Origin of the sequence: Pedobacter sp. KBS0701 (genome assembly GCF_005938645.2) — a bacterium.
Taxonomy (GTDB): domain Bacteria; phylum Bacteroidota; class Bacteroidia; order Sphingobacteriales; family Sphingobacteriaceae; genus Pedobacter.
Genome location: NZ_CP042171.1, coordinates 2649337 through 2672262, shown reverse-complemented (window position 1 = coordinate 2672262; position 22926 = coordinate 2649337). Strand labels below are relative to the sequence as shown.

The following is a 22926-nucleotide window of genomic DNA, read 5'->3' as shown; positions in this document are numbered from 1 at the left end:
GAAAACATGAATACAGGAGAGGATACGCAAGGGTTGCGTAAGATTACTGATTTTACCAGGCTCATCAGTCTGTTTATTTTAAGCATCCATTTTTATATGAGCTGTTATTTAGCTTTTAAGATATGGGGTTTTACAGCAGGGATTACCGACAGACTGATTTTGCATCTTTCCAGGACCGGGCTTTTTGATGGTTTTTGGGTGCCAAAACTTGCGGCATTATTGTGTTTGGCGATTTCGCTGTTGGGTGTGAAAGGCAGGAAGGATGAAAAGATCCGGAAAAAGGATATTACGCTTTATCTGGTGATAGGGCTGGTATCTTATTTTGCAGCCTATTTCGTTTTTAGGTTGGGATTTGGGGCTCAGCTAATTGCTGGGCTTTATTTCCTGACAACTTCTACTGGTTATCTTTTGATGCTTTCCGGAGGTGCCATGCTTTCCCGGTTGATCAAGTCCGCTATCAACACCGATGTATTCAACAGCGAGAATGAAACCTTCCCGCAGGAAGAGCGGTTGCTGGAGAATGAATATTCGGTCAACCTGCCAGCCAGGTACAATTTAAAAGGAAAAATCAGAAAGTCTTACATCAATATCATTAATCCTTTCCGGGGGCTGCTCGTTACGGGTACCCCCGGATCAGGGTGCGGTCTGGAAAGAGTTATTTTGTGATCCGCCATGTGATCACCCAGCATATCCGCAAGGGTTTTTCGATGTTTTTGTACGATTTCAAGTTCGACGATCTTTCGATCATTGCCTATAATGCATTGCTGAAATACAAGGGTAATTATAAGATTAAACCCACCTTCTGGGTGATAGATTTTGACAGGATCTACCACCGTTGTAATCCGCTGGATCCGCAGAGTATGGAAGATATTACCGATGCCACTGAGGCCAGTAGAACAGTAATGCTTGGGCTGAACAGGGACTGGATTAAAAAGCAGGGCGATTTTTTTGTGGAGAGTGCCATCAATTTTGTAACGGCAGTGATCTGGTTCCTGCGCAAATATAAAAATGGACGTTATTGCACTTTGCCGCATGCGATTGAGCTGATCCAGGCGGAATATGACAGGTTATTTGCGGTGTTGCAGGAAGAGCCGGAGATCAGGGTATTGATCAATCCATTTATTTCTGCTTTGCAGCGCAAGGCGATGCCACAACTGGAGGGCCAGATCGCTTCGGCCAAGATTGGCCTGGCCAGGCTGTCTTCACCACAGTTGTATTATGTATTGAGTGGTAATGATTTCACCTTGGATATCAATAACCCTCTGGAGCCGAAGATTGTCTGTATGGGCAATAATCCGCAGAAGGTGCAGACCTATGGGGCGGTGCTTTCGCTTTATGTGAACCGGATGTTAAAGCTGGTGAACAAAAAGGGGATGCTGAAAAGTAGCATTGTTTTCGATGAGTATTCTTCGATTTTTGTGGGGGGAATGGACAGTCATATTGCGGTAGCGAGAGGATATAAATGTGCAACTACCTTAGGATTGCAGGATTTTTCGCAGTTGAGGAAGGATTACGGGCAGGAGCAGGCGGATGTCATCACGAACATTGTAGGCAATATTATCAGTGGGCAGGTGAGTGGGGATACAGCGAAAAAACTGTCTGAGAATTTTGGAAAGATCGTACAGGATAAGGAAAGCAAAAGTATCAACAGTTCTGATATTTCGATTTCGAGGTCTACGCAGATGGATTATGCGGTGCCGGCTTCTAAGATCGCTTCTTTGTCATCGGGGGAGTTTGTGGGCATTGTGGCGGATAATCCGGAGGAGAAGATTAAACTGAAAATGTTTCATTGTGAAATACAGAATGACCATCAGGCGATTGCGGAGGAGATGGAAGGTTATTTGCCGATTCCAAGGCCGAGGGAGGTGAGTTATGGGGATATCGTGGAAAATTATATGATGATTAAAAATGAGGTTGCGGCTTTGTTGGAGGAAGAGTGTGGGAAGATTTTGGCGAGGGCGGAAGGTAGGGCGTTGTCGGAAGAAGATAAGGTAAAGAATGAGGAGTTTGATGTTGACGATGGTGATCGGGAGCAGTTGGTTAGTATTTGATTGGTCCATAAAGCTTTTTGTCTTTAAACTTGAGCCTACTGGAAACCTATTTTTCAAGCCTTGTGAATTTTAAATCCCGGACCTTTGCCACCATGCTACCTTTGGTCAGAATTACAGACAGGGAAACATCCTGATAAGCCGTTAAAAGGAAACAGGCAGAGAAAAAGTTCTTCGTTTTGATATTTTTTGTAGTCAGCAGGTTTCAACCAGGGGCAGCCTCCGGCCATCAGGTGAAAAAAATATTTGAGATCAGATCAAATAATCAGTATTTTAGTCCGCATCAAACCAATAGCTAAATAAATACCTCTCTAATGTTCAAAGCCCCCCTTTCTTTTTATGGCAGGATCCGTCGTACGGAATTTGCCTTAACCCAGATTCTCTATATGATTACCTACTTTTTTGTTCTGGTTTTTGAGAACAATAAGGCAGTTGGCAGCTGGATCGTGATTATTTTACTTCTGCCTATTTATCTGTTGATTTCTCAGGGTGCAAAACGCTGCCATGATCTGGGTAGATCAGGTTGGTGGCAGTTGGTCCCTTTTTACGGACTGATGATGTTTTTTGCTGCAGGTGATTTTGGCCCCAATCAGTATGGCGATAATCCAAAAGGAGAGGGTAATGCGGATTATGATGAATTCGGGTATGACTTTAAGACGGGTAAAATGATGGGTGCGGAAGGGAGCGAGCCGTCGCAGGCTTTGCGTGAGATAAAACCAGATTAAAACCGTACGATCAGTATACCTAATATTTAAAATAAAATATGAACTTTCCCAAAATAATATCAATTCTGTTGCTATCCGCTTTTGGCAGCGTTACGCTTCGGGCCCAGGAGGCCGCGAAGCCGGATCCCACAGTCATCGTAAAAGATTGCATTGAGGCAATGGGTGGAGAAACCTTTCTCCGTAGTATTACAACATTGTACACTGATATCAAGACAGAAACGGAGGGTAGGGAGGTCAATTACATTACAAGGGAAATGTTGCCAAATAAGGGTAGTTTTAAGATTGTATACAAAGGCAGAACTGTATTTCAAAACTGGTTTGATGGGAAAAAGGCTTTTGAAACCGTTAATGGTGCGGTTAAAAAAGCCGATCTTGCTGAGTTTAAAGACAAGTTTGATAGAAAAAATATTTTTAATGAACTTGACTGGATCAGGCCGGAACTCTGGACCCTTAAATTTCTGAATGAGGAAAAACTGGGGCTAAAGGACTGTTACAAAATTAAGGCAACCCGGAAAAGTGGGTTGGTTGAGCTGTTGTATTTTGACAAGGAAACCAAATTGCTGCAGCGTGATGATAAGGTTGAAGATGTAAACAAAAACAGCTTTTCCACAACAATTTACCTGAATTATCAAAAGTATTCAGGCCTGACCTTCGCATCCGAAATGAAAATAGGGAACAAGAACAGTTTGCAGGCCCTGAACGTTGTGGAGCTGAAGATCAATTCAGACGTAAGCGAAACAGATTTTAAACCTTAGATAATATTGGCTGAATGACTGTGCTAAGCGCCTCTTAATTGCAAAATGGGAGCGGGTCAGCCGCTTTGTCTTTTGTTTAAATGAGCGCTGTTGCACCCGCTGACCGTTTCCAGTAATGGTGGACGCCGAGATGAGGTCGTGCAATTAACCAGATATAAATAATAATATCCGAGGTTTCATCGCAGAGTTTAGGAAGGGAGCCGAAATCGTTCCGCTTGATCCCAGAGTTGATGCTGCTGGAAGAATGGAAATCTGCACATTATCCTCCACAAGATCGAACAACGTTACTTTTTTTACATGGATGCGTTAAGATGCCTATTTGCAGCTGCTCTGCAGGATTTGCGGATCCATCTTGATTTTGTTGTCCAGTGCCGAAAAGTAACTTTTATAGCTGCTCATTAATAGTTTCAACGGGCAGAAATCCGCCAGGTTTTTATTATACATGATCTGTATCCCTTCGGTAGAAGAGCCGAGCTGCTCCAGTCCGTGCAGGGATAACAGGTTTTCGTTATGCGAGATGGTTATGGCGTAACCGTTTGGCCCGGTAACGGCCTTTAGGCCGTCCAGGCCACTGAGGTCTTTTATTCCTTTATTCAGTTTTTTCAAACGTTAACCTCCGCTAAGCATGCCTTTCCGGAGGATTGCTGTAAATGCGTTCCGGTATTTCTCCCCGACTGAGAGACATTCTCCGTTGCTCATGAAGGCCATGTTACCTTCGACTTTTTTCAGGTAGTTGATGGAGATCATGTGCGATTTACCGATCCTGATAAAGTCCGGATGGCGCATCAGGTCCCTTTCCAGTTGTTTAAGACCTATATAGGTGATCTCGGTATTTCTGGTGGTAATGATCTTGATATGGTTGAGCAGCGCCTCAAAGTATATGATCTCGCTGTAGAACACCTGGATAAAACTATGCTTGGTCTTTCCGGTAATGAAGGCGAACTTCTTTTCGCTATATTCTATCCGCCGGTTTTTTTCCTGGGTTTCCTTTAGCTGTTCTACCTTTTCGATCAGGCGTTCATGGTTGATGGGTTTGACCAGGTATCCGGATGCGCCTTCGTGAAATGCTTCTTCTGCGTAGTTGCGGTGTGCAGTGATATAGACCAAGTGGTCACAATAGACTTTCAGCATCTTTGCGCCTTTAATACCGTCGGTAACCGGCATGCTGATATCACAGAAGACGATATCCACCGGTCCGAATTCCTGAAGATTGTGGATGGCGTCGTTTACATTGTTGAAAGTTGCGCGTAGGTTGATCCCTGGAGTAAGCGAAAGGAGTTCCCCGATTTCGGCAAGGGCTTGCGGCTCATCATCGATAGCGATACTGGTAAGTTCCATAGAAAGAAATTTAGATGTCTTACCAATATCGGAATTGTCTTTTAAATCAGCAAGTATATGAGTATAAAAGAGACAAATATTGCCTGGCATTTTTGGGATTTCGTATAGTGGTGAAGGGCTTTCCTATAATAAACTTCCTTTTTTACTCCTTTTGGGCATATCTTGAGTCCTGAAATAATCAATTTTTAACCGATCATTTCAGCCATCGTTCTTTAAACGGATCCTATAGGATTCTTGGATACAGGAGGGAGCCGCGGCTCCCTTTTTTTGGTCGGGACGCATAGCTTTTTAAATTATGGGCAGTAAGAAATGCTTTGGGCGGCTGCTAAAAGTCCCAGAAGGCTTTTACCAGTTGTCATGAGATTTTAAAAACGCCCTGGAGCCTATCATAGTTTTTCTTTTAGATTGACGTCTGTACTAGATTTGATCAATTAAACAGCAGTTTCCAACAGTTAACCAGCTGCAGACAGAAAGTTTTGTTTTTAATTATAGGAAAAAATACATTAAATTAGTATTTAAACTACATTTTTATAACTATGAAAAATACAAGATTATTTGCGCTACCCTTTATGGGATTGCTATTGCTCTCACTGGGGTGCAAAAAAAATGACAACAACGCGCAACAGGTTTCAGCGCAACAAAACCCTGCTGGAAAAATTGTGGAATTGAGGCAGGGCTATTACCTGGGTTCGTTAATCAGTTACGAGCGAGTTGACGGTAGAAATATTTTTAATGGCGATATGGTTATTCCAGATGAACAGATTACCACAAAACTACCGGAAGTTACAACCGAAGGACACGGGCCGGCAGGAGCATACAAGTGGCCAAACCACAAAGTCTCCTATAGGTTTGCCTCTGGATTTACTACTGCTCAGACAAACACTATCTTGACAGCCATGGCCGACTGGACCGCAAAATCGGGAATTATCTTTGAGGCGGTAACTTCGGGCTATTACCTGACTATACAGCCGGGAAGTGCGAATAATTGTACTGTGGGCTATGTTAGCGGGGCGACAATGAATCTTTCGAATCCGGAGGCTAAAGGCATTGTGGTTCATGAGCTGGGTCATGCCATCGGTTTACACCATGAACAGCTGCGTGCAGATCGTGATGCTTATATCGCAGTAAAATGGGATAATATCGCTACAGCTGCACAATCGGGATATAATAAACTTACCGGCATGAATTATGGTGGGACCACTTTTGACATCAGTTCTATTATGCTTTATGGATCATACAATGGATATGGCGCGATCAATAGCAGTCTTCCAACTACGACACGACTGGATGGTTCCACCTGGATCGATAATTCCTGGAGTGGTACAAAATCCCCGTCCACCAAAGATGCCGGTTGGGTGAAAGCTATTTATGGTATTTAAATTATCTGCAGGCACGGGAGTTTGTCTATTAAAGGCGAAAAGGGTATTTCCCTGTAAAACTCTTGTGCCTGATCATCCAACCATATTCATTATCCGTGGTATAAATGTGACTTTAATGGAAAAGCCAGAGTGAATTGACCCCATCTAACCGGAAACGAAATTGTTGTAAAGTTTTGCTGGCTTGTATCTTAGCAAATTGACGGTAAAGGGTCGGTAGGAAATGGTTTGTCGATCTAAGCGTATTGAGTATAGTAATGCCTGGGTACTGAAGGACCAACGCAGCAGGTATTGGCGTTAGCTTTCGGGCAAATCTTCAATGGACATTGATGTCAGAACTCAATGGCGTAATGGTCCCATATTCAGTGATAAAACTCATCTACCCTAATTGTAAAAATCTAAGCTAAAAAATCACTATTACCTGTAATAGTGATTTTTCGATAAGTGATAACGCTTTATTGGCCCACTGCCCGGCTAATATGAGAAATTTTACCGTCTAAGCCATTGTGGTAGTAAAAATATTCAACAACCCGGTTACCATTACCGCCGTCCCAGAAAACGCCAGGTGCTGCACCAATGTCGAAGCTTGGAATGACCACCCGGATTCCCGGAGGTAAAGTCCCTTCTACCTTAATTACAGCATAATCGTCATCTGTTTGTCCATCGGGGTTATCAAACACCACAATTTGGGTATTACTCAAGGGGCCTTGAAGTACCATGGATTTAATTCTGTCATTTGCACCGCTTGGAGTGGTTTTTTTGAGGTTCAAAGCCTTTGTGGAATGATTCCCATAGGTCAGTACCAGGTTACCCGTAGCATTCCATTCCTGGTAGAAACCGAATAAGCCTTCCTGGGGAAGGGGGCTAAGTGGCTGGACGTCATTCGGGGCAACAGGTTGCCACTGGCCGGTCACAATTTGTGCCGAAATTGAAGTTGAGGCGAACAAAAGCCCGGCAAACAGTAATGTTTTGTAAGTTTTCATAGTAAGTAGTGTATTTTTAAGTATAACTTAAGCTAAGGTATGATAAATACAAAAAAAAATCAATAGTTGCCACAAATAACGATGATTATGGGAGATGTTCATTCTGACTGACGCATCCTGACTGCCTTATGTTGCTTTACCTCATGAAGATTCGCAGGCAGATGATGTGCCTGAAAGGATCTGGTTTCTTGTTGGACTGGACTAAAGTAGGCGCTTGAGGGAGGGGAGAAGTTTTGGGTTGGTGATCCTATGCGGCCAACTATGGATACTCGGTTTGCGATGGAAAAGATCCGGAAGGAAATGTATTCCAGTTATTGCAAAAAAATTAGGTCAATTAAAAATCAAAAAGCCAGCTACCTGAAATGATCTGGTCTTACAACGGTTCTATATACCAAAACACGGTGCTGGCATTTAAAAATGAATGAGGATAAATGAAAAGCATTAAGTTATCTCAAGGGATTCTGCCAGGCGGGCAACTTGCTTACATTTTTGTAGAAACTATTTTTCGGAAAGTAAGGATTTATTGTTTGGTTTTTTTCTGGGCGTCCCTCAAAGGGCCGCGTCTTCCGCTGTATTTCCCTTCGGCAGGATGCCGCTGCAACCGCTCACGCGCTTTGGATGAAGGTTGGATTATAGGATGTTTGCAGCGATGGTTTGCCAAATGATGAAGTGCTGCAGTTTGACGTCTATCTCCGGTGGGCAGTAGTCAGATAGATACAATATATGCTGATTTCTCACTATTCAGTTTTGAATCTATCTCATTTTTTTGAGGGGATGGTTTAAGTTTGGGATATCACATGCTAAGATGTTTTGATTTTCTTTCTTAGAATCTCACCAATACCAACTAACTGTTTATGATGAGTCTCGCAGAGTAACCACTGGAAGTCTTTGCTGATGATGTAGTATTTAAACAAAAAGCATTCATTTAATACCCTGGTAATATCAGATACTGCGCGAGCAATCACTTATTCTTAAGGGGAAGAGATCAATTTTGAAGTCTAAACAGGCTACCTGTTCCGAATCATCACTAAACCAGTGCAAGTTTTCATGACGACAGTTCATCAGCTTTTAAAACGACAATGCTAATACTGATCCTCAGCACATCGTTGTAACGGAGGGTTTATAAAACCAATATGAAAGGAAAATGTGGACTTTACACAAGTTAGACATCATCATCGGTATTCAATGGAAGTAATAAGTCTGAGTCGTTGTTCGGCTTCTTCAAAGTGGAAACCGCATTAACACGTCTGCTCACCATAACCCTGTTCATCAGTTCCTGGGGAAAGGTATCCAGCACCGTCATTTTGGTATCAAGCGGGAGCGTTTTGCTCAACCAGATTTCTTCTTCAGCTTTAGTTAAGATCACGGGCATGCGTTTCTTGGAATGGATTTCTGCCACCAGTGGATTTGCCTCAGTAGTCAGAATGCCATAGGTACGGAACTTTTCTTTGGTTTCGGGATCAACCCATTGAGACCATAAGCCTGCAAAGCAAAACAGCTTTCTGTCTTTAACGGTGAAGCGGTAGGGTTGCTGTTCACCCTTAGCATCTTTTTTCCATTCGTAGAAGCTGTCGGCCATCACTAAACAGGTTTTATGATGGATAAGCAGTGGACGCCACAATTTGCTTTCCATTGCTGTTTCACTTTTAATGTTCCAGGTGTCACGGGTGAGTTTTAAACCTTCAGCAAAGTAGGGTACGATTCCAAATGACATCTGTTGGATGATGTCTGGTTCATCTGCGGTAATGACCAGTCCTTTTTGTGTGATGGCGAGGTTGTAATTAGGTGTCCACTCTCCCTGGATCTGGTGCGGATGGGTTTTAAGTATTTCTTTTTCCTCGGCTGTCAAGGTATATCTGGCGCACATCGTTAGTTTTTAAAAGCTATAACAAGCTTCAATACCAGTTGGTTTTATTTCTTCCTCCGTTTGGGTTTTGGCTGATCGTTAATTTGGTTTAAGGTAGAGGCTTCCTTGAGTAAATACCTTTTAATAAGTGCCAGTAGTTCTTTCATTTTACTTTAATAATGTCGTTCCAGTTTGTAGTGTAGTGCGGACGCAGGAACTCGCGCTTCATTGACCACTTTTGATTTTTGCCCTCGCCGGCCATTCGCAGTGTTCCTGCCCCGTAATGTAAGTTAAGCTGATCTAAGACTTTGGAAACCTGATCATATTTTTTGCCCTTGAATTCGGTAAAGACGTTCAGCTGGACTTCTGATTCCGGTATCAGCCCTGTTGCGTTTACCTCGACCTTTTGATACAGGTAACCCCTTAGGTAAATTTTTTTTAGTCCCCAGAGTGCTGTGTTATCAGTTCAAGGGTGTTGTTAACAGGGTGTTCTAAAGGTATGGTGATCGAAGGATAAGCCTGCAATTCTTGGGCAATAAACTTATTGGTTAAGAGTTTAACTGATAATAGGCTTGCGCATAATTTCTCCCTGCGGAGCTTGCTTGCAAGTCTTGCAGCGTAACTGGATGTGGCTTCCTTTAGTTCATGATAATCGCCGGTAAGCTTTCCAAATGCCCTGCTGGTACACATCCCTTTTTTGGGGTCAAGTATTGTTTTTAACGGGATGCAGCTCTCGCCCCATAGCTCCCGCCACATCCTGGCGCCAACTATTGTCATATGGGTTTGCACCCAGTCGATGGGTAAGGCCCTGAACTGTGCAGCGGTTTCAATACCACCTTTGATAAGCTTGTGCGCAAACTGTCTGCCAATTCCCCATAAATCTTCGACCGGGTAATCGGCCAGTGCATCATGGATTTGCTGTGCTGTTTCGAGTACCATCACGCCGTTGTATTTCTTTGATGTTTTGTTTGCCACCTTTGCCAGCACCTTTGTTGGTGCGATGCCTACGCTTATCGGGATGCCTGTGTGATTCATAACAGTCTCTCTGATCGTCTTGCCGTATTCTTTCAGGTTTTCAAACCCACTTAAGCCCAAAAAACATTCGTCGATGCTGTACACTTCCACATCAGGCGTAAACCTGGCCAGGTTGGTCATGACCCTTGCGCTGATATCGCCATATAGGGTATAATGGCTGCTGAATACGGCGATGCGATGCTTTTTGATTTCTTCTCTGATCTTAAAGAATGGTGCACCCATGGCAATGCCACAGGCTTTCGCTTCGTTGCTCCGGGCGATTACACAGCCATCGTTGTTGCTCAGTACAATTACAGGAACATTATTGTATTGAGGTTCGAATAACCGGTGGCAGCTTGCATAAAAGTTATTACAGTCTGCCAGTGCGAACATGGTGCTGATTTGAATGGGGTAGGCAGGTCCAGGTAACGGCGCCAAATACGGTGATGTTTTTCCCGGTGATGTTCATGCAGGCTTCCATGCCATCATTGATGCACAGGTAGGTATTGTCTTCTGTTATGAGGAGTTTACGGGTGAGCCATTCCTCTTCCACGCAGCATACGATCAGCATGCCGGAGCTTACCTTGATGGATTTGTCAACGACGATGATGCTCCCTTTCATAATGCCAAAGTAGCGCATGTGGTCATCATCGGCCTCGAAGTAGTAGGTGTTGGTTGGATCGCCAACAATCCTTTGTGCAATATGTAATCTTCGTTGTTTGTAGTCCTCTGCAGGAGATATAAAACCTGAAACACGGCCCGGGTTGTCCAGTGTATCAAGCAGATTGTTATTTGGTATCTCTAGTTCTCTAATCATAACCCTGTTGCTTATGGGTCAAAATTACTAAAAATATTAGCAAATCCAAGTGGTGTGGGGAGATTGCTTACAACCTGGGGTGATGTGTTGTTGGTGTTTGGGTTAACTATTGTGTGTTTTGTTTATAACCTGGGCTTTTAGATTGAGGATAGGAGATAAATTGTGCGTATGGGTAATAGCTTGGTTGCTACCGGTAATGTTGTTTTTTTGTTTTTTAGCATTATCGCTTAACGTTTTTCTCTCGGCGTGCCCTTGAAGGGTCGCGTCTTCCGCTGTATCTCCCTGCGGGAGGATGCCGCTGCAATTGCTCACGCGCTTTGGATCAGGTTTGGTTATCGGGTGTGCAGTGATGGATGCACAATTGATATAGGTTTTGCTGCCTATTATTCGCGATGTATGTGTACAGCTTTACACTGAACAGCTTAATGTTTGTGTTCCGTGACCTCGGATGATTTATGCCTTTTCCTTTACTTCCAGCTTGCAACACATGGCGTCACAACAAAAATAGCGCATTGATCAAGCTGTAATTAACAAGAATTTACTGTTGATTGTAGCATTTTCACTAATCCACTCGTTTAATCTGAAATATCCGGCCAGATAAATTCATTTAAAACCATAAAACCTGAGCATGAAAAACATCCACTTTAATTCTACTGCTTTAATTATTTTATTTGTTTTTTCCATTCTGATATTTGCAGGGGGCTGTAAAAAAGATCAACTGGTTGTAAACGAAGTAAAAGAGTATTTTCAGGTTGACCATACTCCGGCTAATGCTTACGACGGTGGTTTCGCTTTAACTTTGCAGCCAGATGGCTACGCAGAAGTTCTTCCATCCGGCGACATCAGGTATCGCGGGACTTACGAAATTAACGGGTCCAAAATAAAAGTTAAAATTGAACAAGAATCTAAAACTTATACTTTTGAGATTATTTCAACAACCGAAATCAGAGAGAAGGAATATGGAACGGTGCTCAAGTTAAAATAACTTAAAGTGACGGACGGGTTTAAAGCCCTGTCCATATCATTTCTTATCAGTAGCATTTTGATCATTTAGTTATGGCGCAGGCAATACTGCAGGTGAAATGAGGCTGAGATTTTGAGATGTTTTTCCATCCGCAATTTTGGCGCTTATCATTCGATATCAATATGTTGAAAGAATGCCTGTGGATGTCTCTGAGCGGATGGTTATTTTGAAAACCTGATCTTTTTCCTGTAGGCTTTTTTGATTTCGATCAATATCACCCCGTTAGCGCCTTTTGCGCCGTACACCGCAGTAGTATTTGCATCCTTCAGTATTTCTATTTTTTCAATCCAGTCGGGGGATAGCTCACCTAATTTCGAGGCTTCGATTGTACAGCTTTTATTACCGGCCCTGATCAGGTAAAGCGGTGATCTGTTCAGGGAGATTGTAGATATTCCGCCGAGCATGATCCTTTTCTCGGCGATTAATTTGATCACCATGTGATCGTTTAGATAGGTCTCGATGGGGGTATAGCCTGGCAGGTTGAATAGGTATTTGGATAACTTTTCGCGATCAGAAAGGTTGAGCTCAAATCTGCCAAGGGAATCGGTTATCGCCAATGCATCTTCTTCTCCTATCTTCCTTACTTTAACGTTGGCGAGTGCTTTGCCGTTCGTCTGGTCAACTACGGTTCTTTTTATGGTGATTGGTATGGTGGGAAGGTGGGATGATGATGGTGTGGTTTCATCTGCGTTTTTGTGCTGTCCTTCGGTTTGTACCACTGCTGGTGTTGTCTTTTGTGCCTGGGCCGGGCTGATGGCTAGTGCGGCCAGGGCAAGTGGCATGAGCCATTGCCAGCCAGTCTTTGCCGGGGGCAGTATGAGGTCGCGGTTCATTTGGCTGGCCAGCAGGCGTCCGCATACCTTATCGCTTTTGTGTTTGAAAAAGTCTGCTAGTTCGGTATCGGATTTGCCGGTGAGGTCTATGATGTTTTTTTCACATTTGTTGCAATGATGTTTGCCGTCCGGCTGTTCAATGTCGCTCCATTGCTGTGTGCATGGGTTGGTCAGGATCAGTTGCAGGTTTTTCATGGGCTTTGGTTTAATATAGGATGCGAAAGGGCGGGGGATTCCATATCGGGTCTGGTTTTTTATTTGCCTGTGTTTTTAAAATATTTTTAGTTTTTTTATTTTTATTCGGGCGTACCCCTGAAGGGTCGCGTCTTCCGCTGTATCTTCCTGCGGGAGGATGCCGCTGCAACCGCTCACGCGCTTTGGATTAAGGTTTTATTATAGGAGGTGTGCGGGGATGGTCTGGGAGTCGATTTTAAGTTCTGATAGGCGTTTTTATAGAGGTTGTTTTCTGGCCGCCGTATTGTCTGTTCAACAAAGATGCCGCTGCTGTCCCTTGGAGGACCGCATTATGAGATACCGAACCATCCACAATTAAATCATATATCTTCTCATATCGCAAGGGGAAGCAACGGCTGAATATTTTCCAAAAAACCTCCCGTAAATCGGTTTCAAGTAATTGGTAGGCATCGGCATTCGGAAAAATGCTCAGGTAATCATCCAGAAGCTTTTCTTTTAGATTCTGTACTTATAACTTCGTCTGTCGGTTTTAACCAATACAGGCACTACTTCAGTAGCATACCGTATGAAAAATGCCTACAGAATAACTAAAATTCTGCCATAATCAGTCAATTAGATAAATTTCAATATATCACCGATGGGAAATGTGGAAAAAGCTATTTAAATAAGAATTACCCCGTAATCTGCTTAGAATCAGAGATGTGTATTTCGAACACTATCTGACAGAATGTAGTTGTAGTTGAGGACAATAAGTCAGATTGTCTCAGGGAAATTACAAATGGTATAATACTTGACCCTCTTATCTTGCCAAAGCTTAATGAGGGAAAATCTTTGGCAAGGAGGTTTATTTCTATAATATTACTTCACGGTTTGACAAGACCTCGTGCACCGTTCAATAGCGGTAATAAAAGTAGTATTATATGGCAAATTTTACAAAAGCTGATTTACTTTACTCCGGTTACAAGGATACGGCCTTACCTGATGACGATCCAAAACGGACGGGGAAACCTGACAGTACTTTGTTAAATCGTGGCGAATCTTATGAAATGGTATATTTCATAAACAGGTACATGACGGACAAAAACTGGGTACTTCTTGCCACCTTTCAAAGGATTGAAGCCTTTTTAAAGGAAGACAAGAACTCTAATAAATCACACGGTTTTTGGCGTGGTGAATTGGACAAGCGGTTTACCGCTTAGAGCTAAAATGATCGGTCCTTAGGGCTGATCATTTATTTAGAGGTTAAATAACTTAAGCAGCTGACTATTCCACCAATACCCGCTCCATATAGCAATCCAGAAAGGCTTCTGTCACACCCTGAATTTTTCTGCGCTGGCAAAGTGAATAAAGCTCCTCAACAGCAGAATAGGGAAAGAATCGGATATTTAGTTCCCTGAATTGTGGGTGATTGGCCTCCTTTACTACTTTAGCCCGGTCAGCATCATCTGCAACAATGACGTATCTGATCCCTTCAAGTCCGATAAAAAGATCCTTGAATTTTTTCATTCTGGTTAGTCCGCTTGTTACCCCGGTCGAGTGCTCTACTTCCATTACTGCTGGCATTAGCTTCCCGTTCTTGAACCAGATACAATCTATTAATAGTGCTGCCTGAGCAGCATCCTGGTATGCTGTAAGCAATTTTTCATCCTGCAGACGTGGAATCACACCCTCCAGTTCACCTATTTTTTTATTTTGGTAAATAATTCCCTTGTCATTTTGGGCTATCCATGTCCTGAAATTTAGTTGTTTGCCGACGAAATATAGTGCAATCTGTATCTGTGCATGCCTGCGTTGGATATCAATATCAATTGGCTCGACCTGTGTATCTGAGGGAAGGACCAAGGCATCGTATGTAATTTCCTGGGCAGGGACTTCCGAAATCACAACCTCGGTCTTCTTTTCCTGAAAAATACCTGCCTGATGTGGCTCGTCCGGAGTCCAAAGCAGGTGTTTATGACCTTTTTTAATCTGGGGTTTACCGCCTTTGGTTTCTATGCGGCCGGGATACGCAAAGTAGAACTGAGGGGTATAGGCCAACAGGGCTTCGAGTACACTCCGGGTATTATAGCTGCCCGCTAGTACCCGGTCAAAATTAACGGGCTGGTTAGGAGCCATGGCATTAGCTATACGCCAGATAAGCTCTGGCGAAATAGGTTCGACTTTTTTACCTGTGGGTTTCTCTCCTTTAGTCGGATTCCATCGGCGTATACGGATCGGCCCTTCGGGCAGGTCTACACTTACAATCTCTATCAACCCTGTATTTTTCGGATCGATGTAATTATAGGTTAAAGATCTGTCAAGCTGGTTTATAAAGGCAACAATGTTAGCCGCTGTGAGCTTCTTCATATACGGGAGCGTTTGTTTCTGATTGAAGTCTGGTGATGAAATCTGCTATAGTGTTGGCGAGGCCTTTTGCGGCAAGATACGGCACCCCGTTTCCGATAGTCTTGAACATATCTGACAGAGAGATTTCAGCTGGTATTACAAAATCTTTTGGAAGGGACTGAAGCGCAAGGCTTTCTGCGACAGACAGCCGTCTGGGTAAGAAAGGGTGAAGGTGTACTTCGTTGTTCCCATAAGCTACTGTGGGCGAATAGCGCCAGCGATGAAGCCTTTTATATGATTTTTTCTTATCATCTCCTTCAGGAATGGTCATAAATTTCGCCAGTCCGGCACGTGGCTGGAAATAATGAACTGCATTAGGATGATTTTGAACATCATTTTTATTAAACCAGTGCTGCACGGTAAGTTCTTCTGTTATATTCATTGGTAATGCCCGTTCTTCATTTTCAGCAAACAGATCCTGTAGCGGCCAGTCATTCCGGAAAATCTCATTTTTATCAAAAACAGTATGGGCATTCCAGTCGAATCCGTCTACGGTTTGCTGAAATTTTGCGGGTTTTACGTGCTTTGACAGAAAGCTTTTATGGAAGCCGATAAGTATAATCCTCTGCCTGTCCTGTGGTGCGCCGTATTCGATGGCATTGATAAGATTTTCAGTAAGGTAATAGCCATTGCTCTTCAGCTTCGTTTTTAACGCTTCGAAGAATTCCCTATGCTTTACCGTGCGGTATAGTCCTTTAACGTTTTCAAAAAGAAAAAAGTCCGGTTTTGTACTGGTTATGAGATCAATATAGGTTCCCGAAAGTTTTCCGTTTTCCCCATGTTTCCCTTTGTTTTTACCGCCAACTGAAAAATCAGGGCAGGGCGGTCCTCCTATGAAGCCGGTAATATCATATTCATGCTTTGCATCTTTAAGATTTGAACTTAGTTTTTCCAGCTCCTCCTTTTCTGTGTATTTGGTTACATCCTTTATTTCGTAACCGTACTTAGGCGGGGTGGTGTCCATCATTTTTCGTGCACCTTTATAAATGTCCATAAAAGGTTTATGGTATTCATTTACGAACACCGTTTCAAACTTCCCGGTCTTTTCAAAACCCAAATCCAAAAATCCCGCGCCAGCGAAAAAGGAAAATATGCCTGTTTTCTTCATCATCGAACCAAATATACAAACTAGCTGTTAAAATTACCTCCGAATTTATGATTTTGGGATTTCGAATAATTTAAAGCAGGTTTAAGAATTTCGTCAATAATCCTGATGTTTAATAAAAACGTATATATTTTTTTGAATGTTGTTAGAACAATTTGAATTGTCACCCCATCCCGGATAAATAGTTTTTAATTGAGCGCATTTATTTAAATCTTAGCTATGTTCAGTATCGTCGATGAATGGTTTAAAGTCGTACCTGAAACGATGACCAAAAAAGGAATAGCATCAGGCACACAAATTTGAAAAGTCAGTGTTTATCATTAAATGGCAGATGTTCACAGCAAAGAAACCCGCTCTTATAACATGAGCCGCATTAAGAGCAGAAATACCAAGCCCGAAGTGCTTCTTAGAAAAGCATTATGGTCTAATGGAATCCGCTTTCGGATACATGTTAAAAACATGCCGGGAAAACCTGATATAGTGATTAATAAACACCGCCTCGCTATATTTGTTGATGGTGGCTTTTGGCATGGGTATCAATGGGAAAAGAAAAGATCAAAAATAAAAAGCAATGCCGACTTCTGGATTAAGAAAATTGAAAGCAATATGCGGCGCGACATGATCAACCAAAGGAGGCTTCAAGAGGTTGGGTATACGGTAATGCGATTTTGGGATCATGACGTAACTAAAAATCTGAATAAATGTATTAATCAAATTTTACTTTTTCTCGAAGCCTCGAAGGATCAAACAATACCTAGCAGAAACTTATTTATTTAAGATGCCTGAGCTAACCAAATACTTTCTTCAATTTCTTCGTCGCGGCTGTCATGTAGGTCTACAGGCTTTTGATATGAATATCTCTCAACTTTATGAGACATAAATTACTGCATTGATATTTATAAGTTTAGGTATAAAATATTAACCCCATGCTAATTTTATTTATTCAATAATCAAAAAATCACCTATTTATCTCATTTCATGTTCTGAGATCTATGGTATAAAATTATAGTCAAAATAGAGCTAAGTTGTTTTCTGTGACCATTCTCCATATCATCAAAATGCAGGTGGTTATGTATTTTTGCTGCATTTATTCTGCCAGCAGCTGCTAGCAATAGGTTCTCAAAATCTTTATCATGCCACCCACCTTGAGTTAAGATAGCGTCATAATCTTCACCCTTCCATCTTTTCTCAACTTTGCTAATATTCCATTTTAAAAATTTAACAACATTTTCCGCAAGTGCGTCCTCATGCTTATGATAGTCAATAGGTGGTGAGATGGTTTCTAATTCATTTAATAATTCATTCAGTAGCTGAGTAAAGCTCGCGTCTTCCGGTATGTACTGCGAAGTTTCATCATTCCAAGTCAATTCCCAATTCAAGGTGATGTGCGAAAGTGGGCGTGTTACGAAAATATCAAGTAAATCACTGTTGTAAAAAAAAAATATCCATTTAGCTAAATTATGAATTCTGTTAATAAATAACTAAATCACCTTTCCGCCAATTCAAAGTTTTATATCTGTGTATGTCATGAAACATCACACCTAAACTATTTTAACTTTATACAATGACTCTATCCGAACATCTATCCTTATTTTTACAACTTTCTTTAGCCTGTGATTCACCTCTTTCAATCTGAGGATGCGTGTTTCCGTTGGCTATATCTCAACCCTCAAAAAAACTCTTTATGTCTTTTCATGCCCATCTGCAAGCTTTCCTCAGCCTCTTGAGCCCACTCAATTATTTAAAGTTATTCGAACCACTTGATGCTGTTCTCAAATATGTTTATTGGATATTAATAAATTTTCGAGTAATACTTAGTTGCCCTTTGAGTGTAAATTACATAACTTTCTCCAAGTGAATTTCGGATAAAAAATTATATTTGTGAATACATACTTGTATATAATCAATTAACGCATGAGTACAATTAACGCAAAAACTCCAGAACTTAACGCTACTTCGGAGAAAATCGATAAACTTATCAACAGGATTAATTCTGGGGACATTAGGATACCTGCCTTTCAACGGCCATATGTTTGGAAACAAAATCAAATTTTGGAACTATTGGACAGTATCGTCAAAAATTATCCTATCGGTAGCATCCTACTTTGGAGTACTTCGGAAAGGTTAAAACATACAAGGAATATCGCAGGATACGCGATACCAGATAATGATTTGGAATACCCGGTTAACTATGTATTAGATGGTCAACAAAGACTATCATCAGTATATGCCACATTCAGCGATAAAACAGTTCAAGACGACTCATCTTCTGATTACAATCCAGATTTAAATATTTTTGAGATTTATTACGATTTCAAAGCAGAAAGATTTGTCCCTTTATCGGAGGTTGATACAACCTGTAATTACGTAATGTATTTACGTAATTTTTTGTCTGCCGCTAGCCTTATAGAAGCACTAAAATCACTAGATAATGTTTATCATCAAGCTGCTCAGAATTTATTCTCTAAACTCATAAATTATGAACTGCCGGTTGTCACAATAAAAAACAGAAATAAAACTGAGGTGGGGATGATTTTTGAGAGGATAAATAGCACAGGCACAAAGCTTACAACTTTAGATCTTATGATTGCCTGGACATGGACTGATGATTTTCATCTTTTAGAATCTATCAAGGGATTATTAATAGAACTTGATGAGAAAAACTTTGGCGATATAACATCCAATATTTTACTTCAAACAATCTCAGCTATTGTACAAAATGACACCACGACACAAGCGATTCTCCAGCTTTCTGGTGAACAGGTTAGAGATAACTGGAAGAAGTTTACAGAGGCTTTAAAAAGAACGATAGATTTTTTGTCAACTCATTTAAAGTGTGCTCACCAAGATTTTTTACCTTATCAGCAGCAAATTATTTCCATCTGTAAATTTTTTAGCATACCTGGTCGGGAGACCCCGGATCAACTGAAGGCTTTAGAGCGATGGTTTTGGAAGACATCATTTTCGAATCGATATTCGACTGGTCAAACAACTGCAAAAATGAATGCAGATATTGAAACAATATTGGAGATTAGGAAAAATAATCTAACAGCAATAAACTCTGTAAGAACAACCGTTACCGAGGCCGAGCTAATAGAAACAAAATTTTCAAAAGCAAATCCATTAACTAGAGCATTTTTATTGTTATTAGCTCAACAAACACCTAAGGATTTGGTGAAGGGAACAAATGTGGACGTCGCGGACGCGCTATCAGAGTACAACAGAAAGCAATATCATCACATTTTCCCAAATTCTTTTTTAAAGAAACAGGGGTTCCCTCAAGGAAAAATATTTAGTCTCGCAAATTTTACATTTTTGTCGTCTGATTCAAATAAAAAAATATCTAGTAAGAAACCGTCTGACTATTTTGTAACGGTCATACCACAAGCGACGCTATCTGAAATTCTTACAAGTAACTTAATTCCTCTCAAACGGGAATTATATGAAAATGATAACTATAACGATTTTCTTCAGAAGCGAGCTGAAATTGTAATTTCTGAGATTGATAGGCTGGTGAGTTGATTTTTAAAATGTCGATCTTTGATGCAACGGTCATTGATTCTAGATCCAACACCATTCCATTGAAACACTAAAAGGATGAAAATAGCTTGTTTAGGTTGGGGCTCCTTGATTTGGGATCCAAAAAAATTACAGATAAAAGGAGAATGGCAGCCTGATGGACCGGAACTGCCCTTGGAATACAAAAGGCAATCTACTGATGGAAGACTCACGCTTGTAATTGATCTTCAGTCCATAAAGTTAACAACCTTATGGATAGAAATGGAGACTGATGATTTAGCAAAGGCAAAAGAATCTTTACGTTCAAGAGAAAAAACAACTTGTAATAACATTGGCTTTGTCTTGTCATCGGAAGTTTCCTCCGACCCTGTAAAATCAATCATCATAACTTGGGCTAAAGAGCATAACCTTGATGCTGTGGTATGGACCAATTTATCAGCTAAATTCAATGAAAATGCTATTGGGCCAACTTTAGATGAAGCGGTTGCTTATTTAAAGAGCTTAAATGGTGAAAAATATGAGAATGCAAAAGAATACGTGAGGAAAACGCCAATTCAAATTAATACACTTTACAGGCAGAAATTCGAAACTGAATTTGGATGGGGGTCATATAATATGTAACTTTAAAAAGCTGATCCTCATCACTGAGCTAGTTAAAGTTATAAATCAACTTTGTTTCTGTAAAATCTTATAGTCGCTGCTTAGCTCTCTGCAAAGTCTTCTAACACACTGTTTATGTATTAAAAAAGGTTACCAAAATCGTAAACTTGCTATCGTCTGATCACTATCCTGCAAATTCCATCATCTTTTCTACAAGCTCTGTTTATTACCTCTGGCATATTTCTCTCTTTAATTTATCCAATCGACTTCCGATTCTTGCGCTTTGCGTAGAGTGTTAACAATAGATAGACTCCTGCAAAATATGCTAAGGTGATGACATTATAATTTGCGCCTTTAGGCCTATTAGGGTTGCCAGTGCAAATAAAGATTGCTTCTCTGAGTACCGCACCTAGTAGAAAAGTCATTAACATACGAAACGAGGGTTTTGAACCATAATATCTTTTTATCTATTTTTTGTTTTCAAATGCCTCAACTTACTTTCACTCCAATCATCTCATTGCTTCATCCTAAGTATTAATCCAATAAAAATGTAGGCATGCCTATTGTTCAATTGCTCAAACAAACTCCTTATTTTTTTTCTCATCTTGATTGATATTAGATTTACTTAACTTTTATATCCCTTTAATCTCAATTATCTTCTCCTCAAATTTCTTGCTTTCGCATTAAGTTAAGAACTTTTTCTATCGATATTACCAAATACATAATAGATACTCCCTCGATCTGTTTTTTCTAGCGCTACCCCCAACAAATATTTTATTTTTTCCAGTTTTCCACATCTACGCATCAAAGGACTTTCCGTTTTGCATCTTTTCTTGTTTTGTATAATCTTTATCATATTGTTGAGCGCAGTATGTTTTCTTAAAATGTCAATTAGGTAAATCCATTCTATCAGATAGCACATTACCAAACTTCGTATTGCCACGGTAACTGTTCGATTAAATAAATTTTATTCAACGGTCTTAAACTATCAAGATACGCGCTAACGTTGTGTAGGTATCAATATAAATCTTTTGGTAAGTTTAGGTATCCCTTTTCAACAAGGTTACTAGTATTGGTCGCATTCCTATGATCTACGATGTCACTCCTATGAAAAATCAGATTATGACTTTGATATAAATTCCAAATAGTGATACTTTTCAAAATTTTACTAGAACCTACATCATCTAATACAAAAGCATAATTTTTTTATGGGATTGATATTAGAACTTAGTTAATGTAACTTTTAAAAGAATTATGTGGAAAAAGTATTATCCAACAATCACATCAGTCAGTTTGATGTTTAATATATTTGTATTGAATATTAACGACTTACATTTTGAGATCAAGAAATAATAGAATTGTATTGCGTGTAGACAATCAACCAAATGTACCTAAAAATTGGCTTGAAAGAAACCAAGGTATAATACAATTCATAATGATGATAATTACTTTTTTAGCTTTAGTAACCACGATATATTTTTCCCAGCAATCACTTGATAAAACCGCTTCGCAAGTAGAACAAGGAAAAGAACAGCTGAAACAAGCTAATCAGCAATTGAAGCTAGCTCAAGACCAATTTAAAGAAGGTATAAATCAACGAAGGATTGATTCAGTAAGAGCAGAAGAAGAAGAAGACCTCCAAAACGAACGTTTCAACATACAAAACAATATAAATAAAAAGAACCTCAATGCAATTGAACTACAGGCTAAAATTGCAAAAAGTCAATTTGATGCACAAGCTAGAACAACAGCTGAATTGCTTTATCAAAACAGACCTATTTTTATTTTACAAGAGACTAGTTTTGATAGTCTTCAAAATTTAGCATACATTTCAATACGAAACATCGGCAAACGACCTGCTAGGATAATTCGAAGTAAACTTTTTGCCTACGATAATAGTATTTATAAAACTGTCCGTTTCAATTATGTCGAAAAAGATAATGTCGAAATGAATGAAAATTCAATTTCAAGATTTCGTTTAAGTATGTATAAAGGTGAATTTACGGGTAATCAAACTTTATACTATATTCATTTCGTATATGAAGATGTAATGGATGGTAAAAATAAACATTTTCAAAAATTTTTCATTTGGAAAAAACTAGATAACGGTGCGACTGAATGGTCTCAATTAAATCCCGAAGTACAGTTGTTTTTAAAAAAACAAATCCTAGCTAGGAAGCTTAATCTCGATTTAAAAACTAACTAATAAATCATTCCTATCTGTAATTTACTTGTCATTATGTAAGTTTTCTTACTTTCATAATTTCCACTTACTGGGGAATTTAATTTACGGTTACCCTAAACGAACATAGTATTAAATGGGGTTAATATCTTTCATTAGGGGGGAGCTTGTTTTTGCCATG

The 22926-nt window shown here is 40.4% G+C and carries 21 protein-coding genes and 1 pseudogene; 10 read left to right on the top strand and 12 right to left on the bottom strand.

Features of this window, described 5'->3' with window-relative positions; translation table 11 throughout:
* The first annotated feature begins 6 nt into the window (after positions 1 to 6).
* From mobC to FFJ24_RS10665, 3 genes and pseudogenes are all read left to right on the top strand, one after another.
* Positions 7 to 2051: pseudogene (gene mobC, locus FFJ24_RS10675) on the top strand (conjugal transfer protein MobC).
* Between the two features lie 311 nt (positions 2052 to 2362).
* Positions 2363 to 2773, top strand: coding sequence for a DUF805 domain-containing protein (locus tag FFJ24_RS10670; protein WP_138821486.1), 411 nt, complete (start codon positions 2363 to 2365; stop codon positions 2771 to 2773).
* Positions 2774 to 2811: 38 nt separating this feature from the next.
* Positions 2812 to 3528, top strand: coding sequence for an outer membrane lipoprotein-sorting protein (locus FFJ24_RS10665; RefSeq protein ID WP_138821485.1), 717 nt, complete (start codon positions 2812 to 2814; stop codon positions 3526 to 3528).
* A 315-nt stretch (positions 3529 to 3843) separates the two neighbouring features.
* Here FFJ24_RS10665 and FFJ24_RS10660 read toward each other — a convergent pair whose 3' ends face one another.
* Both FFJ24_RS10660 and FFJ24_RS10655 read right to left on the bottom strand, forming a co-directional pair.
* Positions 3844 to 4134: a hypothetical protein gene (locus FFJ24_RS10660; RefSeq protein ID WP_138821484.1), complete on the bottom strand. Its 291-nt coding sequence runs from the start codon at positions 4132 to 4134 to the stop codon at positions 3844 to 3846.
* Positions 4135 to 4137: 3 nt separating this feature from the next.
* Entirely contained in the window at positions 4138 to 4866 is a 729-nt protein-coding gene (locus FFJ24_RS10655) for a LytTR family DNA-binding domain-containing protein (RefSeq protein ID WP_168202392.1), read from the bottom strand.
* 536 nt (positions 4867 to 5402) lie between these two features.
* On the opposite strand from FFJ24_RS10655, the gene FFJ24_RS10650 reads away from it, so the two are divergent.
* Complete coding sequence (locus tag FFJ24_RS10650; RefSeq protein WP_138821482.1) at positions 5403 to 6245, top strand: M12 family metallopeptidase; 843 nt, start codon at positions 5403 to 5405, stop codon at positions 6243 to 6245.
* Between the two features lie 452 nt (positions 6246 to 6697).
* Here the strand turns inward: FFJ24_RS10650 and FFJ24_RS10645 are convergent, their stop codons facing one another.
* The 6 genes from FFJ24_RS10645 to FFJ24_RS10625 all read right to left on the bottom strand — a co-directional run bounded on the left by FFJ24_RS10645 (position 6698) and on the right by FFJ24_RS10625 (position 10902).
* Positions 6698 to 7225: a hypothetical protein gene (locus tag FFJ24_RS10645; protein WP_138821481.1), complete on the bottom strand. Its 528-nt coding sequence runs from the start codon at positions 7223 to 7225 to the stop codon at positions 6698 to 6700.
* A gap of 800 nt (positions 7226 to 8025) precedes the next feature.
* On the bottom strand, positions 8026 to 8190 hold the full coding sequence (locus FFJ24_RS26780) for a DUF6756 family protein (protein ID WP_371717035.1): 165 nt from the start codon (positions 8188 to 8190) through the stop codon (positions 8026 to 8028).
* Between the two features lie 197 nt (positions 8191 to 8387).
* Entirely contained in the window at positions 8388 to 9092 is a 705-nt protein-coding gene (locus tag FFJ24_RS10640) for an SOS response-associated peptidase (RefSeq protein WP_138821480.1), read from the bottom strand.
* A gap of 142 nt (positions 9093 to 9234) precedes the next feature.
* On the bottom strand, positions 9235 to 9429 hold the full coding sequence (locus FFJ24_RS26775) for a DUF4113 domain-containing protein (protein ID WP_371717072.1): 195 nt from the start codon (positions 9427 to 9429) through the stop codon (positions 9235 to 9237).
* Positions 9430 to 9509: 80 nt separating this feature from the next.
* Positions 9510 to 10478, bottom strand: a complete 969-nt coding sequence (locus FFJ24_RS10630; protein ID WP_138821479.1) for a Y-family DNA polymerase — start codon at positions 10476 to 10478, stop codon at positions 9510 to 9512.
* Complete coding sequence (locus FFJ24_RS10625; RefSeq protein WP_138821478.1) at positions 10456 to 10902, bottom strand: LexA family transcriptional regulator; 447 nt, start codon at positions 10900 to 10902, stop codon at positions 10456 to 10458. The genes FFJ24_RS10630 and FFJ24_RS10625 overlap by 23 nt, the downstream gene beginning before the upstream one ends.
* Before the next feature lie 628 nt (positions 10903 to 11530).
* On the opposite strand from FFJ24_RS10625, the gene FFJ24_RS10620 reads away from it, so the two are divergent.
* On the top strand, positions 11531 to 11887 hold the full coding sequence (locus FFJ24_RS10620) for a hypothetical protein (protein ID WP_138821477.1): 357 nt from the start codon (positions 11531 to 11533) through the stop codon (positions 11885 to 11887).
* Between the two features lie 200 nt (positions 11888 to 12087).
* Here FFJ24_RS10620 and FFJ24_RS10615 read toward each other — a convergent pair whose 3' ends face one another.
* Positions 12088 to 12954 (bottom strand): hypothetical protein, encoded by an 867-nt coding sequence (locus tag FFJ24_RS10615; protein WP_210419500.1) that lies wholly within the window; start codon positions 12952 to 12954, stop codon positions 12088 to 12090.
* 920 nt (positions 12955 to 13874) lie between these two features.
* Between FFJ24_RS10615 and FFJ24_RS10610 the strand changes: the two genes are divergently transcribed.
* Positions 13875 to 14153, top strand: coding sequence for a hypothetical protein (locus FFJ24_RS10610; RefSeq protein ID WP_138821476.1), 279 nt, complete (start codon positions 13875 to 13877; stop codon positions 14151 to 14153).
* Positions 14154 to 14217: 64 nt separating this feature from the next.
* Here FFJ24_RS10610 and FFJ24_RS10605 read toward each other — a convergent pair whose 3' ends face one another.
* A complete protein-coding gene (locus FFJ24_RS10605) occupies positions 14218 to 15300 on the bottom strand; it encodes a hypothetical protein (RefSeq protein WP_210419499.1) in 1083 nt (360 codons plus the stop codon).
* Positions 15278 to 16450 carry a DNA cytosine methyltransferase gene (locus FFJ24_RS10600; RefSeq protein ID WP_138821475.1) on the bottom strand — a complete coding sequence of 391 codons (1173 nt, stop codon included), beginning with the start codon at positions 16448 to 16450 and terminating at the stop codon, positions 15278 to 15280. Before FFJ24_RS10600 ends, FFJ24_RS10605 begins: the two co-directional genes overlap by 23 nt.
* Before the next feature lie 318 nt (positions 16451 to 16768).
* Here FFJ24_RS10600 and FFJ24_RS10595 point away from each other — a divergent pair, with 318 nt between their 5' ends.
* Positions 16769 to 17221, top strand: coding sequence for a very short patch repair endonuclease (locus FFJ24_RS10595; RefSeq protein WP_138821474.1), 453 nt, complete (start codon positions 16769 to 16771; stop codon positions 17219 to 17221).
* A gap of 194 nt (positions 17222 to 17415) precedes the next feature.
* Here the strand turns inward: FFJ24_RS10595 and FFJ24_RS10590 are convergent, their stop codons facing one another.
* On the bottom strand, positions 17416 to 17823 hold the full coding sequence (locus FFJ24_RS10590) for a hypothetical protein (protein WP_210419498.1): 408 nt from the start codon (positions 17821 to 17823) through the stop codon (positions 17416 to 17418).
* A 535-nt stretch (positions 17824 to 18358) separates the two neighbouring features.
* On the opposite strand from FFJ24_RS10590, the gene FFJ24_RS10585 reads away from it, so the two are divergent.
* The 3 genes from FFJ24_RS10585 to FFJ24_RS10575 all read left to right on the top strand — a co-directional run bounded on the left by FFJ24_RS10585 (position 18359) and on the right by FFJ24_RS10575 (position 22769).
* A complete protein-coding gene (locus FFJ24_RS10585) occupies positions 18359 to 19966 on the top strand; it encodes a DUF262 domain-containing protein (protein ID WP_138821472.1) in 1608 nt (535 codons plus the stop codon).
* Positions 19967 to 20041: 75 nt separating this feature from the next.
* Positions 20042 to 20584 (top strand): hypothetical protein, encoded by a 543-nt coding sequence (locus FFJ24_RS10580; RefSeq protein WP_138821471.1) that lies wholly within the window; start codon positions 20042 to 20044, stop codon positions 20582 to 20584.
* 1315 nt (positions 20585 to 21899) lie between these two features.
* Entirely contained in the window at positions 21900 to 22769 is an 870-nt protein-coding gene (locus tag FFJ24_RS10575) for a hypothetical protein (RefSeq protein WP_138821470.1), read from the top strand.
* The last annotated feature ends 157 nt before the right edge of the window (positions 22770 to 22926 follow it).